This is a genomic window from Phenylobacterium sp. (assembly GCF_041913825.1).
Lineage (GTDB): Bacteria > Pseudomonadota > Alphaproteobacteria > Caulobacterales > Caulobacteraceae > Phenylobacterium.
Map to the genome: position 1 here is coordinate 88,342 of NZ_JAYSEO010000019.1, position 13,610 is coordinate 101,951.

General features: G+C 72.3%; 15 protein-coding genes. 6 read left to right on the forward strand and 9 right to left on the reverse strand.

The features are described 5' to 3' along the window. Positions 1-5 precede the first annotated feature (5 nt). From ACE3Q8_RS16395 to ACE3Q8_RS16420, 6 genes are all read right to left on the reverse strand, one after another. Complete coding sequence (locus ACE3Q8_RS16395; RefSeq protein WP_374471364.1) at positions 6-1,388, reverse strand: sensor histidine kinase; 1,383 nt, start codon at positions 1,386-1,388, stop codon at positions 6-8. 10 nt (positions 1,389-1,398) lie between these two features. Beyond that, complete coding sequence (locus ACE3Q8_RS16400) at positions 1,399-2,088, reverse strand: response regulator transcription factor (protein WP_374471365.1); 690 nt, start codon at positions 2,086-2,088, stop codon at positions 1,399-1,401. Positions 2,089-2,118: 30 nt separating this feature from the next. Beyond that, a complete protein-coding gene (locus ACE3Q8_RS16405; RefSeq protein ID WP_374471366.1) occupies positions 2,119-2,403 on the reverse strand; it encodes a PepSY domain-containing protein in 285 nt (94 codons plus the stop codon). Positions 2,404-2,475: 72 nt separating this feature from the next. Further along, positions 2,476-3,444, reverse strand: a complete 969-nt coding sequence (locus ACE3Q8_RS16410; RefSeq protein ID WP_374471367.1) for a DnaJ C-terminal domain-containing protein — start codon at positions 3,442-3,444, stop codon at positions 2,476-2,478. A 112-nt stretch (positions 3,445-3,556) separates the two neighbouring features. Then, positions 3,557-4,795 carry an alpha/beta fold hydrolase gene (locus ACE3Q8_RS16415; RefSeq protein ID WP_374471368.1) on the reverse strand — a complete coding sequence of 413 codons (1,239 nt, stop codon included), beginning with the start codon at positions 4,793-4,795 and terminating at the stop codon, positions 3,557-3,559. A 57-nt stretch (positions 4,796-4,852) separates the two neighbouring features. Beyond that, positions 4,853-5,317, reverse strand: a complete 465-nt coding sequence (locus ACE3Q8_RS16420) for a YcgN family cysteine cluster protein (RefSeq protein WP_374471369.1) — start codon at positions 5,315-5,317, stop codon at positions 4,853-4,855. An 84-nt stretch (positions 5,318-5,401) separates the two neighbouring features. Here ACE3Q8_RS16420 and ACE3Q8_RS16425 point away from each other — a divergent pair, with 84 nt between their 5' ends. From ACE3Q8_RS16425 to ACE3Q8_RS16440, 4 genes are all read left to right on the forward strand, one after another. After that, entirely contained in the window at positions 5,402-7,213 is a 1,812-nt protein-coding gene (locus ACE3Q8_RS16425) for an ABC-F family ATP-binding cassette domain-containing protein (RefSeq protein ID WP_374471370.1), read from the forward strand. 480 nt (positions 7,214-7,693) lie between these two features. Beyond that, a complete protein-coding gene (locus ACE3Q8_RS16430) occupies positions 7,694-8,692 on the forward strand; it encodes an ABC transporter substrate-binding protein (RefSeq protein WP_374471371.1) in 999 nt (332 codons plus the stop codon). Beyond that, positions 8,689-9,429, forward strand: coding sequence for an ABC transporter ATP-binding protein (locus ACE3Q8_RS16435; RefSeq protein ID WP_374471372.1), 741 nt, complete (start codon positions 8,689-8,691; stop codon positions 9,427-9,429). Before ACE3Q8_RS16430 ends, ACE3Q8_RS16435 begins: the two co-directional genes overlap by 4 nt. A gap of 5 nt (positions 9,430-9,434) precedes the next feature. Further along, the gene (locus ACE3Q8_RS16440) at positions 9,435-10,193 is read left to right on the forward strand and encodes an ABC transporter permease (RefSeq protein ID WP_374471380.1); all 759 of its coding nucleotides are present in this window, start codon (positions 9,435-9,437) and stop codon (positions 10,191-10,193) included. A 4-nt stretch (positions 10,194-10,197) separates the two neighbouring features. Here ACE3Q8_RS16440 and ACE3Q8_RS16445 read toward each other — a convergent pair whose 3' ends face one another. Beyond that, on the reverse strand, positions 10,198-11,580 hold the full coding sequence (locus ACE3Q8_RS16445; RefSeq protein WP_374471373.1) for a hypothetical protein: 1,383 nt from the start codon (positions 11,578-11,580) through the stop codon (positions 10,198-10,200). Between the two features lie 235 nt (positions 11,581-11,815). Here ACE3Q8_RS16445 and ACE3Q8_RS16450 point away from each other — a divergent pair, with 235 nt between their 5' ends. Next, a complete protein-coding gene (locus ACE3Q8_RS16450; RefSeq protein ID WP_374471374.1) occupies positions 11,816-12,064 on the forward strand; it encodes a hypothetical protein in 249 nt (82 codons plus the stop codon). Between the two features lie 10 nt (positions 12,065-12,074). Here ACE3Q8_RS16450 and ACE3Q8_RS16455 read toward each other — a convergent pair whose 3' ends face one another. Then, positions 12,075-12,725, reverse strand: coding sequence for an HAD hydrolase-like protein (locus ACE3Q8_RS16455; protein ID WP_374471375.1), 651 nt, complete (start codon positions 12,723-12,725; stop codon positions 12,075-12,077). 104 nt (positions 12,726-12,829) lie between these two features. Between ACE3Q8_RS16455 and ACE3Q8_RS16460 the strand changes: the two genes are divergently transcribed. Beyond that, positions 12,830-13,186, forward strand: a complete 357-nt coding sequence (locus ACE3Q8_RS16460; protein ID WP_374471376.1) for a VOC family protein — start codon at positions 12,830-12,832, stop codon at positions 13,184-13,186. 27 nt (positions 13,187-13,213) lie between these two features. Here the strand turns inward: ACE3Q8_RS16460 and ACE3Q8_RS16465 are convergent. Next, positions 13,214-13,610: lysozyme inhibitor LprI family protein (locus ACE3Q8_RS16465; RefSeq protein ID WP_374471377.1), on the reverse strand; the 397-nt coding region annotated here is incomplete at its 5' end.

Sequence of the window (13,610 nt, forward strand, 5' to 3'; positions counted from 1 at the left end):
GGCCGTCAGGCCTCGGCCTGCGGCAGGTCGATCTCGAGGCGCAGGCCGCCCATTGGAGAGTCGCCGAGCCGCAGGTTGCCGCCGTAGGCCCGGCCGAGTTCGTCGATGATGGACAGGCCCAGGCCCGAACCGGGGGTCTTCTCGTCCAGGCGCGCCCCGCGGCGGACGACCTCCTCACGCCGGTCGGGCGGCAGGCCCGGGCCGTCGTCCTCGACGCTGAGCCGGAAGCGTTCGGGCGTGGTCGCCGCGGCGCGGACACGCACGCGGCTCGTGCCCCACTTGCAGGCGTTCTCCATGGCGTTGCCGGCGATCTCCAGCAGGTCCTGCCGCTCACCCAGGAAGAACAGCTCGTCGGGCGCGTCCCAGTCGATCTCGATCCCCTTGTCGCGGAAGATCCGCTCCAGGGTGCGGGCGAGCTCGTCGAGGATCTCGACCACGGATGTGCGCTCGCCCGGCCCCTGCGAGCGGGCGGCGGCGCGGGCGCGGCGGAGGTGATGGTCCACCTGCTGGCGCATGGTCTCGGCCTGGCGCGAGACCACCTCGGCGAGGGGGCCGGGCCGCTGGCCCGCCTCGGTCAGCATGACCGATATCGGCGTCTTGAGGGCATGCGCGAGGTTGCCCACGTGGGTCCGCTGGCGCTCGACGACCTCCTGGTTGTGGGCGAGCAGGGCGTTGAGCTCGTCGGCCAGAGGCACCAGCTCGATAGGATAGGTCCGCTGCAGGTTCTCGGCCTTGCCGCGGCGGACCGCCGCCACCTCGTTCTGCAGCTCGAAGACCGGCCGCAGGCCGACGCGAACCTGGATGATGATCGCCGCCACCAGGCCGCCGCCCAGCAGCAGGAAGGCGCCGGCCGTCCAGGCGGCGAAGTTGAGCACGCTGCGGTCGATGGAGGTGCGGTCCTCCGCGGCCAGGAAGATGACCGGCACGCCCTGCAGCACGGCGTACCGGGCCCGGGCGCGCAGCGGCTCCTCGAGCGGCCCGCGGGTGTCGTAGGCGATCGGCTGGGCCGGGTTGGCCCGCAGGCGGGCCACCAGGTCCGGCGGCGTGCGCAGGGCCGAGTCGAACAGGGAATAGGAGCGCACCAGCGGGCGCACCTGCCCCTCCCGCGTCGGGGCGGCGATGGTCCAGTAGCGTCCGGAATAGGCGCGCAGCGCGCGCTCGTCGGTGAGCGCAGGCGCGAACACCTGGCCCGCCTCGACGGTGGAGTTGGAGAGCAGGTTGTCGATCAGCTCCCCGAGCGTCTGGTCCACCCGTTGCTCGGCCGCCTGGCGGAACAGGAGCGCCAGCACCACGGCCGAGATCACCAGGGCCGCGAAGCTCCAGCCGAAGGCCAGCAGCACCAGCCGCCGGGCGAGCGACGGGCGCCCGAGCGCGCCGGGCAGCTTCACCGGGGGCAGATCACGAGCTGGCGGCCTGGCCCACCTCGTCCTCGGGGCAGGTCAGGCGGTAGCCGAGGCCGCGCACCGTCTCGATCCGGTCGGCGCCGATCTTCTTGCGGACCCGACCGATGAACACCTCGATGGTGTTGGAGTCGCGGTCGAAATCCTGGTCGTACAGGTGCTCCACGAGCTCGGTTCGGCTGATCACCCGGCCCTGGTGCATGATCAGATAATGCAGCAGCCGGTACTCGAGCGAGGTGAGCCGCAGGGGCTCTCCGTTGACGCTGGCGCGCGCCGCACGCGGGTCGAGGCGCAGGCCGCCGCAGGCCAGGTTCGGCGTCGCGTGGCCGGCCGAGCGGCGCAGCAGGGCGCGCAGCCGGGCCAGCAGCTCTTCCGTGTGGAACGGCTTGGTCAGGTAGTCGTCGGCGCCCGCGTCGAAGCCCGCCACCTTCTCGCTCCAGGCGCCGCGGGCGGTGAGGATCAGCACGGGGGTCGCCATGTTCTCGCGCCGCCACCGCTCCAGCACCGACACGCCGTCGACCTTCGGCAGGCCAAGGTCGAGGATGATGGCGTCGTAGGGCTCGGTCTCGCCCAGGAACTGGGCCTCCTCGCCGTCCGGCGCGTGGTCGACCGCATAGCCGGCGTCGGCCAGAGCGAGCTTCAACTGGCGCGACAGGTCCGGGTCGTCTTCAACAAGCAGGATGCGCACGTCCGCGTCCCTTCCTTCCGTCCTGATCGGTTACTGCCGACCGATGATCCGCCCGGACTGGGCGTCCACCACGATGACCATCACGCGGCCGTCCGGGGTCTGCCACTGGACGAAATAGGCCGGACGGCCGCCGGCATCGCCCATGGTGGTGTTGAGGTGCCGGCCCGGCATCTGCTGGCCGATCATTTCGAGAACGCGCGACAGCGGCACCGGGCGCCCGGCCTGGGCCGGGATCAGGCGCGCAGGCTGGGCCTCGGCCGCGAGGGGCGCGGCGGCGGCGCCCAGCAGGGCGGCGATCACGAGAAAGCGTTTCATGGCCCCAGATCTACCCGGCCACGACTGAACCGGGCCTGAATACAGGGTTTATGTCCCGGCTGCGACGGCCTGTCACGTCCGCCGCCTGGGGGCGTACGGGCGCTTCTGTCGCCAGGTCTCGGCGATCTGCTCCAGCTCGGGGTCAACCGCGTCCGGCAGGGTGACCACGAGGCGGGCGAACAGATCGCCGCGGCGGCCCTGGGAGTCGGAGAGCCCCCGGCCCTTCAGGCGCAGGCGCGAGCCGGTGTTGGAGCCCTTGGGGATGGTCAGCGAGACCGGCCCGTCCGGGGTCGGCGTCTCGACCTTGCCGCCAAGCACGGCGTCGTAAACGGTGACCGGGACGTCCACGACCAGCACCTCCCCTTCGCGCCGGAAGACCGGGTGAGGCTGGATCTTCAGCTCGATGAAGGCGTCGCCGGGCCCGGAGCGGCCGGGCGCGCCCTGCCCCTTCAGGCGCAGGGTCTGCCCGTCCTGCGCGCCCTTGGGGATGGTCACGTCGACGGTCCGGCCGTCGGAGAAGGCGATCCGCCGCTTGCCGCCGCGGATGGCGTCCAGCAGGTCCACCTCGAGCTTCGCGCGCACGTCCGCGCCGCGTTGCGAGAAGCCGCCGAAGCCGCCGCCGGCGCCGCCACGGCCCGCGCGGCCGCCGCCTCCGCCGAACATCTCGCCCAGGATGTCCCCCAGGTCGACGCCCTCGAAGGACTCGCTCTGGTAGGGGCCGCTGCGGCGGGAGAACCCGGCGTTCTCGGCCCAGGGATTGCCGCCGCCGCCCGCGCCCCACGGACCGTGGCCGCCGGTGAAGCCCCGTGCGGTCTCACGGCCGTCGGCGTCGATCTCGCCGGCGTCGAACTTCTTCTTCTTGTCCGCGTCGCCCAGGATGTCGAAGGCCGCGCTGACGCGCTTGAAGCGCTCCTCGGCGGCCTTGTTCCCCGGGTTGGTGTCGGGATGGTTTTCCTTGGCCAGCTTGCGGAACGCCTTGCGGATCTCGTCCGCGCTCGCCGTGCGGGAGACGCCCAGTTCCTGATAGGGGTCGCGCGCCAAATCCTCTGCCCTTGCCCACATGCCTCAAAAGACCTCTGGCTTGTAGATTGGTCCGCGGCCGGATGCACGCAAGGGCGTGTGTGGCAATTTCGCCACAGGGGCTGTGGCAGGCCTAGTCGTTGGGCCAGGCGCCGGGCGTCACCGGGAAGGCGCGCGGCTCGCCCAGCGGCTCGGACGGCCAGGGCTCGCGCCCCAGGGCCGCATCCGCCGAGCGGGCGCCGCGGGTGAACACCTCGTCGGCGAAGCGGGCGATAGCGGCGTTGTACTCGTCCGCCAGCTCCATCGGGCCGAGGTGGCCGGCGTCGCCCACGTGCACCGCCCGGGCCTGCGGCATGCGCCGAGCGATGGTCTCGCCGGCCTGGGCGACGGTGACGAGGTCGGAGCCGCCGACGAAGACCAGGGCGGGGATGCGCATCTGCGGCAGATCCTCGGTCACGCCCCACTCCATCATGGCGATGTTGCCCTTGGCCTGGACGGCGGGGGAGTTGCGGGTGACGGCCCGGCTGACCTGCTCGAGCTGCGCCTTGGTGGGCCTCGTTCCGAAGCCTCCGAAGCGCATGGCGAGGTGGGTCATCCCCGACAGGTAGCTCTGCCAGTTCATCAGCCAGGCGAGCGGCTGCAGCCACACGTCGAGGCGCATCACCGGCTTGATCACAGGCTCGAGACTCTCGAGCCCCTCGCCCAGCGCCGTGGTGCGCAGCGGATCGGTATGGGTGGTGTTCTCGAGCACCACGCCCACAACCTGGCGGCCGAGCGTCTCCGGATAGCGGCGGCAGAAGGTCTGCACGGTCATGCCGCCGATGGAGTGGCCGACCAGGATCACCTTCCTCGGGCAGGCGCGGGAGACCAGGGCCATCAGGTCGTCGGCGAAGCGGTCCAGGCTGTAGCGCCGGTCGCGGTAGGGCTTCGAGCGGCCGAGGCCGGCGAGGTCGTAGGTCACCACCTGGTAGCGGTCGGAAAGCATGCGGCGGGCTTCCCACCAGACGCCCGCGTCGAGGCCCCAGCCGTGGACGAAGATCAGCACCGGCGCGTCGGGCGGCCCGCTCTGCTCCACGAACAGCCGGGCGCCGTCCTGGGTGTCGACCATCTCGCCGGGGCCGCGGACCAGACGCGCGCCATCGTCAGAGCGCTCGCCGAGCAGCAGGCCCACCGGAAGACGACCGAGGAAGGAGACCGCGATGAGCAGGCCGCCGGTCCACAGCCGCCATTCCTGGCTGTCGATCAGGTCGTCGGGGTAGGCCGCCAGCACCTCGCGCAGCCGGAACCACGACCAGATGAATCCGGCCCCTGCCGCCAGTACGGCGAGCGAGATCAGCGCCGCCAGGCGCTGGTAGATCGAAAGCAGCATCATCCCTGGACTCCGGCCACCAGGGGGGAGGAACCACGGGGAACGGCTAAGGTTCCGCCGTCAGTCGCGGCCGCGTTCGTCCAGGAGGTCGTAGGCGGCGAAATCCAGCGCGTCCTCCGCATCCGCCAGCGCCGCCTCGCTCACCGTCTGCCCGCGCACCGAGACGCCGGCCCGGTGGACGCTCTCCGGGTCGCCGCTGACCAGCGGGTGCCAGTCGGCGAGGTCGCGGCCTTCGTGGATGCGGCGGTAGGCGCAGCTCCTGGGCATCCACTCCAGCGCCTCGATGTTGTGCGGCGTGAGCTTGATGCAGTCCGGCACATGGCGGCGGCGGTTTGCGTAGTCCGAGCAGGCGCAGACGTTGGCGTCGAACAGCTTGCAGTGGACGCGGGTGGGGATGATCTCGCCCGTCTCCTCGTCCTCGAAGCGCACGAGGCAGCACAGGCCGCAGCCGTCGCAGAGGCTCTCCCACTCCGCCACGGTCATCTGCTCGAGGGTCTTCCGGCGCCAGAAGGGTTCACGCGGCATCGGCGCCATCTAGTCCCTTCCGTCCGAACACCCAAGGGGCTGCGGCCAACCGCGCGCCTTTCCGTGACGCGCGGGAGCCTCTATGTGAGCGCCCCCATGAGAGCGCCCATCCTGGCCCTGAAGGACGTCCGGCTCGCCGACGGTCCCGTGATGCTGTTCGACGGCGTCGACATCGGCCTGGAGCCGCGCGTGCGCGCCTGCCTGGTCGGCCGCAACGGCGCGGGCAAGTCGACCCTGCTGCGGGTCATCGCCGGCGAGATCGATCCGGACAGCGGCGAGCGGACCATCACGCCGGGCACGCGCATCGCCTTCGTGCCGCAGGAGCCGCAGATCACCGGCGCGACCCTGCTGGACTACGCCACCGCCGGCGGAGCCGAGGCCCACCGCGCCGAGGCGGAGCTGCAGACCTTCGGGCTCGATCCGGCCAAGACGGCCGCCGGGCTGTCGGGCGGCGAGATCCGCCGCGCCGCGCTGGCGCGGGCGTTCGCCGAAGATGCGGACGTGCTGCTGCTCGACGAGCCTACCAACCACCTGGACATCCTGGCGATCGAGACGCTGGAGGAGGAACTGGCCGCCAGCCGCGCGGCCGTCCTGATCATCAGCCACGACCGGGCCTTCCTGGAGCGCACGACCAAGCGCTGCTTCTGGCTGGAGCACCGGCAGGTGCGGCGCCTCGACGAAGGCTTCGCCGCCTTCGACGGCTGGGCGGAGAAGATCGAGGCGCAGGAGGCCGAGGAGGCCCGCCGCCTGGAGGTGACGATCAAGAAGGAGATGCACTGGCTGGCCCGTGGCGTCACCGCCCGCCGGACGCGCAACGAGGGCCGCCTGCGCCGGCTGAACGACATGCGCGCGGCCAAGGCGCAGTGGCTGAAAGACCAGCGGGGCCAGCTCAACATGGGCCTCGCCACCGCCGGCGTCTCAGGGCAGCGGGTCGCCGAGGCCAAGGGAATCGCCAAGGCGTTCGGCGATCGGGTGATCCTGAAGCCCTTCTCCACCCGCATCATCCGCGGCGATCGGGTGGCCATCGTCGGCCCGAACGGGGCAGGCAAGACCACGCTGGTGAAACTGCTGCTGGGCGAGATCGCCCCGGACGCGGGCGAGGTGAAGCTCGGGACCAACCTCGAGATCGCCTACATCGACCAGTCGCGGGCGGCGCTGAAGCCCGAGATGACCCTGAAGGACGTGCTGACCCCGAACGGCGGCGACCAGGTGTTGGTCCGCGGCCGGCCGATGCACTACGCGGGCTACGCCAAGGACTTCCTGTTCCGCGAAAGCCAGTTCCGCCAGCCGGTGCGGAGCCTGTCCGGCGGCGAGCGGAACCGCCTGCTGCTCGCCCGGGCGCTGGCCCAGCCGTCGAACGTGCTGGTGCTGGACGAGCCCACCAACGACCTCGACATGGACACGCTCGACCTGCTCGAGGACCTGCTGGCCGACTATGAGGGCACGCTGATCCTGGTCAGCCACGATCGCGACTTCATCGACCGGCTGGCCACCTCCACCATCGGGCTGGACGGGACCGGGACCGCGGTGGAGACGCCCGGCGGCTGGCAGGACTTCATCGGCCAGAACCCCGGGTTCTTCGGTCGCCGCGAGGCCGCGCCCGCTCAGAAGGCGGCGCCCAAGCTGAAGGCGCCTGCTCCGGCCCCAGCGGCCGCCAAGCTGTCGTTCAAGGAGCAGCGCAGGCTCGCCGAGCTCGACGGCCTGATCCATGACCTGCCGCAGAAGATCGCCGTGCTGGAGAAGGGTCTCTCGGACCCGGAGCTCTACGCCAAGGACCCCACCGCCTACGACCGCTACTCCCGCGCACTGGATGCGGCGCGGGCGCAGCTTTCGGCGGCCGAGGAGGAGTGGCTGGCGCTGGAAGAGCGGCGCGAGGCGCTGGAGGCGGGCCGCTAGGCCGCCCGGCGATTCGTTTCCTGTGGATAACCCAGCGGATTGAATCTGCTCGCGGATCCGCGCGCCATCCACAGGTGGTTAACAGATTTTTCACAGAAGAGTGACGCCCGGCCCACATGGGGGCCTCTCGGGGCGCTTGCCTCATAACGGTTTGGGGCGCACCGTCAACCCGTCGAGAGGACCTGCGGCGCGGAGCGGAACGGGCGACCGGAAAGCTCAAACGAGCAGGTAGCTTCTTCCAGGCACAAGGAACCGGGGCGACCCGGGACCGTCACCGGAAGCGGCGCCGAGGCGATGGAAAACCAGCGGGGCGACCCGCGAACCGAAATCGCACCGACCTTACGGCACAGATCCCCCAACGGATCTGGATAGGAGGGCGACGCCTCGGGAAACCGAAGCGCCGCCCTCTTGCTATGGGGGCTTGGCCGTGAGGCCCCTGCGGCCCTAGGTTCCCCCTCCTGAAGCCTCGGGGGTTCATCCATGAAAGCCTTGCGCCTGCTCGCCGTCGCCTTCGCCGCGGTGCTCTGCGCCTGCTCGCCCGGCGAGAAGCAGCAGGCGGCCGCGCCCGGCCAGCCGCAGCGCACGTTGATCCGCTTCGCCACCGACTGGCGCGCGCAGGCGGAACAGGGCGGCTTCTACCAGGCGCTGGCCTCGGGCGAGTACGCCCGGCGCGGACTCGACGTGCAGATCGTCCAGGGCGGCCCCGGCGTGAACGTGCCGCAGCTTCTCGCCTCCGGCGCGGTCGAGCTCGGCATGGGCTCCAACAGCTTCATCGTCATGAACCTCGCCCAGGAGGGGGTGCCGGTGAAAGCCGTGGCGGCCTTCATGCAGAAGGACCCGCAGGTGCTGATCGCCCACCCTGATCCGGCGGTGAACAGCCTCGCCGACCTGAGGGGCCGGCCGATCCTGCTGGCCGACGCCTCCGTCACCGCCTTCTGGGTGTGGCTGAAGGCCAAGTACGGCTTCACCGACGACCAGGTGCGCAAGTACACCTTCAACGCCGCCCCCTTCCTCGCCGACAAGCGCGCGGTGCAGCAGGGCTACGTGACCTCCGAGCCCTACACCATCGAGAAGGAGGCCGGGCTGAAGCCGAAGGTCTTCCTTCTGGCCGACGAGGGCTACCCCGGCTACGCGACCATGGTGCTCGCCCCCGACCGGCTGATCGCCCAGAATCCCGACGCCGTCCGCGCCTTCGTGGAGGCCTCGGCGAAGGGCTGGACCGACTATCTGAACGGCGACCCCAGCGCCGCCGACGCCCTGATCCGGAGGGACAATCCGGAGATGACCCAGGACCTGCTGGACCAGGCGCGGGAGAAGCTGAAGAGCTATCGCATCGTGGCCGGCGACGAGGGCGCGCCGGTTGGGACCATGACCGACCAGCGCTGGAAGACCTTCTTCGACGTAGCCAGCGGCCAGGGTGTCTATCCCAAGACCCTCGACTACCGCCGCGCCTACACCCTGGAGTTCCTTCCGAAGTGAGGGTCGCGGCGCTCGCCGGGGTGGAGGTGGAGTACGCCCGGCGCGGGCGCGCGCTCGGGCCGTTCGACCTGGAGATCGGCGAGGGCGAGATCGTTGCGCTCGTGGGGCCTTCCGGCTGCGGCAAGTCCACGGCGCTGCGGCTGCTGGCCGGGCTCGAGGGCCCGACGCGGGGCGAGGTGCGCCGGACGCCCCGTCGTGGCGAGACGGCGGTGGTCTTCCAGGCCCCGACCCTGGCGCCCTGGCTGAGCGCCCGGGCCAACGCGGCCCTGCCGCCGGAGTTGGCCGGGGTCGCGCGGCGCGAGGCGGCCACACGCGCCGAGGCGGCGCTGGCGCGGGTGGGCCTGGGCGGGGCGGCGGACGCCCGTCCGGCGCAGCTCTCGGGCGGCATGGCAATGCGGGTCTCGCTGGCGCGGGCGCTGGTCACCGAGCCGAAGCTGCTGCTGCTCGACGAGCCGTTCGCGGCGCTGGACGAGATCACCCGCAGGGCGCTCGCCGACGACGTGCAGGCCCTGTGGCGCCAGTCGAAGCCGGCGATCGTCTTCGTCACCCACAACGTCGAGGAGGCGGTCTACATGGCCAGCCGCGTGGTGGTGATGACCCGGGGTCCCGGCCGGACAGCCGGCGAGGCCTGCGTACAAGGTCCCCTGCCCCGCCCGCCTGGTTTCCGGACCAGCGAGGCGTTCCGCGACACCGTCGAAGCGGTCTCCGGCCTGCTCGGCCAGGGGATGGCGGCGTGAGGCGGCTGTCGGCCATCGTCGCGCCCCTGGCGCTGATCGCCATGCTGCTCGCCGGCTGGGAGCTCGCCTGCCGCGCGCTGGCCGTCCCGGCCTACTTCCTGCCCACGCCCTCGGCCATCGGTCAGGCGCTCGCCGCCGACTGGGCCTCGCTGGCCGCGTCCGCCTGGGCGACGCTGCGGATGGCGCTCCTGGCGCTGGTGACGGCGAGCCTGGTCGCCCAGGGCGTGGCGCTGGCCGTGGCGCTGTCGCCCACCGCCGAGCGGGCCGTCCGCCCCTTGGCCGTGGTGCTGCAGGTGACGCCGGTGGTGGCGATCGCTCCGCTGGTGGCGATCTGGGCCGGCATCGATCATCCGGAGCGCGCCATCGTGGCGCTCGCGGCCGTCGTCGCCTTCTTCCCGATCTTCTCCGGCGCGCTCACCGGCCTGAAGGCCGCCGACCCGGATCTCGAGCGGCTGTTCGACCTCTACGGCGCGACGCGGCTGCAGCGCCTGACGCGGCTGCGCCTGCCCTCGGCCGTGCCCTACCTGCTCGAGGGCCACAAGGTGGCCGCGGGCCTCGCGGTGATCGGGGCCGTGGTGGCCGAGTTCGTGGCCGGCTCCGGCGGCGCGCAGGGCCTCGCATGGCGGATCCTGGAAGCCGGCAACCGGCTGCAGACCGCCCGCATGTTCGCCGCTCTCGTTGTGCTGGGGCTGATGGGCGCGGCGCTGCACGCAGGGCTGGAGGCCGCCGAGCGCTCGGGACTGAAGTGGTGGCGCGGCCGCTGAGCGCCTAGACCGCGGTGCGCGGCTCGCGGAAGCCGCCGGTGCGGACCCGGTCGAGGGCGTCCTGGGCGGCGACGGCCAGCGAGCGCAGGCCGTGCTCGCCGAAAACCTCCAGGGCGGCGTCGAGGGCGATGACGGCGGCGGCGCGCTCACCCCTATCGCGGCCGGTGATGTCGATGCGCGCCTCGTAGAGCCGGGCGAGGTTGAGCTGCGCCAGCGCCCAGCCCACCGGGTCGCGGCCCGGGCGAGCCGCGGCGAGCTCGATCTTCATCGCCGCCTCGGCGGCGTCGAGCACGGCGAGGTCGCCGGTCAGCTCGGCCGAGCGGGCGAGGCAGACGGCCCGGGCCCCGGCCGCCTGGCCGCGCAGCGGCAGGGTCACGGCGTCCTTCAGCACCAGGTTGGCGCGGTCGTAGCAGGTGACCGCCTGCTCGAAGACCCGTTCGTCGCAGGTGGCCTCGCCCAGGGCCTGCAGCGTCTGGGCGAGCGCGAGCTGGGTCCGGGCCCAGTCGAGCGGGCTGTGGTCGCGGGAGAGCTCGTCCAGCGCCGAGGCGAGCGCCGTGGCCCCGGCGGAGATGGCGTCCACGTCGCCCGTGCATTCGCCCCAGAGCGTCAGCGCCTGGCCCCGCTGGGCCTCGGCGCGGGCCCAGGTGAGCGGCTCATAGGCGGCGTCCAGGCGCCGGGCGGCGCACGCGGCGTCGTCCACCGCCATCTTCAGGAGCGCCTCGTCCTTCAGCCGCACACCGAAGCCGCAGAGCAGGTCGGCGCGGATCAGCCGCGCCTCGGCCGCCAGGCCGCGGGCGGCGACCACGCGACGGGTCAGGGCGTCGAGCGCCGCGATCGGGGCGGCGAAGCGGTCCGCCGCGCGGCGGGCTTCCTCGGCGTCGGCGTGGGCCAGCGCCTGGCGGGCCTGGACGGCGGCAAGGCCGATGTCCGCCAGCGGCGCGGCAAGCCCGCCGCGCGCGGCCCCTCGGGCGTCGCGGTACGCCCCCTCGGCGGCCGCGGCAAGGGCGGGGTCGCCGAAAAGCTCGCCGCCGGTGAGCGCGCAGAAGCCCTGCTCGGCCCTGGCGCGGGCCCAAGCGTCCGGCTTCCTGCGGGAGTCGAAGGCGTCGGCCGCCATCTCAGCGGTGGCGGCGGCCTTCCGGAGGGCGGCGGAGTCGCCCGAACGGCGGGCGACCTCGCGCCAGACCACCGCGGCTTCCAGCCGACGTTGGGCGGGATGCTTCTCGCCGACCCGCCCGGCGGCGATGTCGGCCGAGCGGCCTTCGTCGCGCAGCAGGCGCAGGTCCAGCAGTTCGAGGAGCGCGGCGTCGCCGCCGGTGATGCCGTCCTTGGGCAGGTGCGCGGACTCGGCGCCCAGCAGCCGCTTCAGCTCGCGTCCCAGCCCGAACATCGCGTCCCTCCACTCGGCGGGGCGTCCCGCCATGAGACGGGCAGTCCCTGCCCTGAAGGAGGTCAGCAAAGCCGGAGCCGGAACGTTTAACAAGTCATTAACTTCTTGAGTATGGTTAACGAAAGCCTACCATCCACAAGTAAAAGCGTGCGTTGTTGATGTGTTCCGCACAGCGAGCCACGTGATCGCGCGGCGCGAGGGATGAAACCGGGTCGGCGGCTCGTTTGTCCCGCTGATGACCTACACACTCGTGATCACCGGGGCGGACGGCGCTCAGCAGGCCTCACGGACCGATTACCGAGACGACGAGGCCGTCGTGGGCGACGTGCGGCACATGCTGTCTCCCGAGCAGCCCCGCATCGTGATCGGCCGCGGGATGGACGAACCGATCCTTTGGCTCGGCGCCTGGGAATGGCGGGAAGGCGCGCCGCCCGCCTGGATCGTCGGCGCGACGCCGGAGCGATCCTCGCCGGAACCGGCCTGACCGGCGGCGCTCAGGCGCCCGGCGGCAGGAGCTGGTCGGGACGCTCCACGACCAGATCTGCGCCGGCCGCCACCAGCTCCGCCCGTCCTCCGAAGCCCCAGAGGACTCCGATGGCGGGGATGCCGTGAGCGGCCGCGGCGACCACATCGTGCCGCCGGTCGCCGATCATGCAGACCTGCTCCGCGCGCAGCCTCTCGACCTCAAGCAGGTGACCAATGAGCTCGGCCTTGTCCTCGAAGCGGCCATCGAGCTCGGCGCCATAGACGCCGGACAGCAGCGGCGCGAGGCCGAAATGCTCCACCACCCGCCGGGCGAAGGCGTGGTGCTTGGCCGTGCAGATCAGCAGCCGGGCCCCGCGGGCGTGGTGCGCCGCCAGGACCTGCGGGACACCGGGGTAGACCGCCGCCTCGTAGAGGCCCGATTCGGCGTACCGCGCTCGATAGCGGCGCACCGCCTCCTCCACGTCGGCGCGGCCGGCCAGCAGCTCGGCGAAGCCCTGGCGGACGGGCGGGCCGATCATCCAGCGCAGATCCTCGGCCGGCGGGGCCTCCAGCCCGAACGAGTGGAGCGCGTGGCGCACAGACCCGAGGATGCCGGGCGCCGGATCGACCAGCGTGCCGTCGAGATCGAGGAGGAGGGTGCTGCGCGCCCGGATCGGCATGCCTCGACCCTAGCCCGATCTGCCGCCGGCGCCAGGTGGCCGGCCGCCGAGCTTGGCCGCGCGCCCTCGCCTGATAGAGTCGCCTCCCATCAGGAGGAGCAGCGATGCCGGTCACCGGAGTGGGAGGCGTGTTCTTTCGGGCGAAGGATCCGGAGGCGCTCGGCCGATGGTACCAGGAGCACCTGGGTGTGGTGCTCCCCCGAGGAGCCCCGTGGGACCAGGCGGCAGGTCCCACGATCATCATGCCGTTCCCGCAGGAGACCGGCTACTTCGCCGCCGACAAGCAGTGGATGATCAACTTCCGGGTCAGCGGCCTGGACGAACTGCTGGGCCGGTTGCGCGCCGCGGACATCGCCGTGCGGACGGACCCGAGCTGGGACACGCCCGAGACCGGCCGCTTCGCGCGCATCCATGACCCGGAGGGCAACGCCATCGAACTTTGGGAGCCGCCGGCTCAATGAGGACGCCGGCTCAATGAGGCCGCCGGCTCAGCGCATCCGTTCCAGCTCCACCGCCCGGACCGTGGTCATGGCCAGGTGGCAGCCGGGCAGCTCGATCCGGTCGATGGTGCCGCCGCTGAGTCCTTCGCGGCACTCACTGTCGCGGCGGGCGATCCAGGCGCGCTGCTCGGCGCGCAACCCCTCGCGCCTCGGCTGGTCCCGCGCGGCCATGGCGGCCTGGTAGGCGGCGTTCAGCCGGGCGTCCTGCCGGGACAGTTCCTCGTGCACGCACGCGGCCATCGCCGGTGTGACGCCACGCGCGGCGTCGCCGCTGTCGAGGCAGGCGGCGTAGGCGGGCGAGTACTCCGACTCGGGATCGATCTCGGCTTCGGCGGCCTCCGCCCCGCGCGGCCCGAGCGCGGGCGCCGGCGTCGCAGGCGCGGCG

What these genes read in the sequence shown, in the direction of transcription:
- ACE3Q8_RS16405 (WP_374471366.1), bottom strand. Translation starts at nt 2,403, where the DNA reads ATGAAACGCTTTCTCGTGATCGCCGCCCTGCTGGGCGCCGCCGCCGCG.
- ACE3Q8_RS16415 (WP_374471368.1), bottom strand. Translation starts at nt 4,795, where the DNA reads ATGATGCTGCTTTCGATCTACCAGCGCCTGGCGGCGCTGATCTCGCTC.
- ACE3Q8_RS16420 (WP_374471369.1), bottom strand. Translation starts at nt 5,317, where the DNA reads ATGCCGCGTGAACCCTTCTGGCGCCGGAAGACCCTCGAGCAGATGACC.
- ACE3Q8_RS16430 (WP_374471371.1), top strand. Translation starts at nt 7,694, where the DNA reads ATGAAAGCCTTGCGCCTGCTCGCCGTCGCCTTCGCCGCGGTGCTCTGC.
- ACE3Q8_RS16445 (WP_374471373.1), bottom strand. Translation starts at nt 11,580, where the DNA reads ATGTTCGGGCTGGGACGCGAGCTGAAGCGGCTGCTGGGCGCCGAGTCC.
- ACE3Q8_RS16450 (WP_374471374.1), top strand. Translation starts at nt 11,816, where the DNA reads ATGACCTACACACTCGTGATCACCGGGGCGGACGGCGCTCAGCAGGCC.
- ACE3Q8_RS16455 (WP_374471375.1), bottom strand. Translation starts at nt 12,725, where the DNA reads ATGCCGATCCGGGCGCGCAGCACCCTCCTCCTCGATCTCGACGGCACG.
- ACE3Q8_RS16460 (WP_374471376.1), top strand. Translation starts at nt 12,830, where the DNA reads ATGCCGGTCACCGGAGTGGGAGGCGTGTTCTTTCGGGCGAAGGATCCG.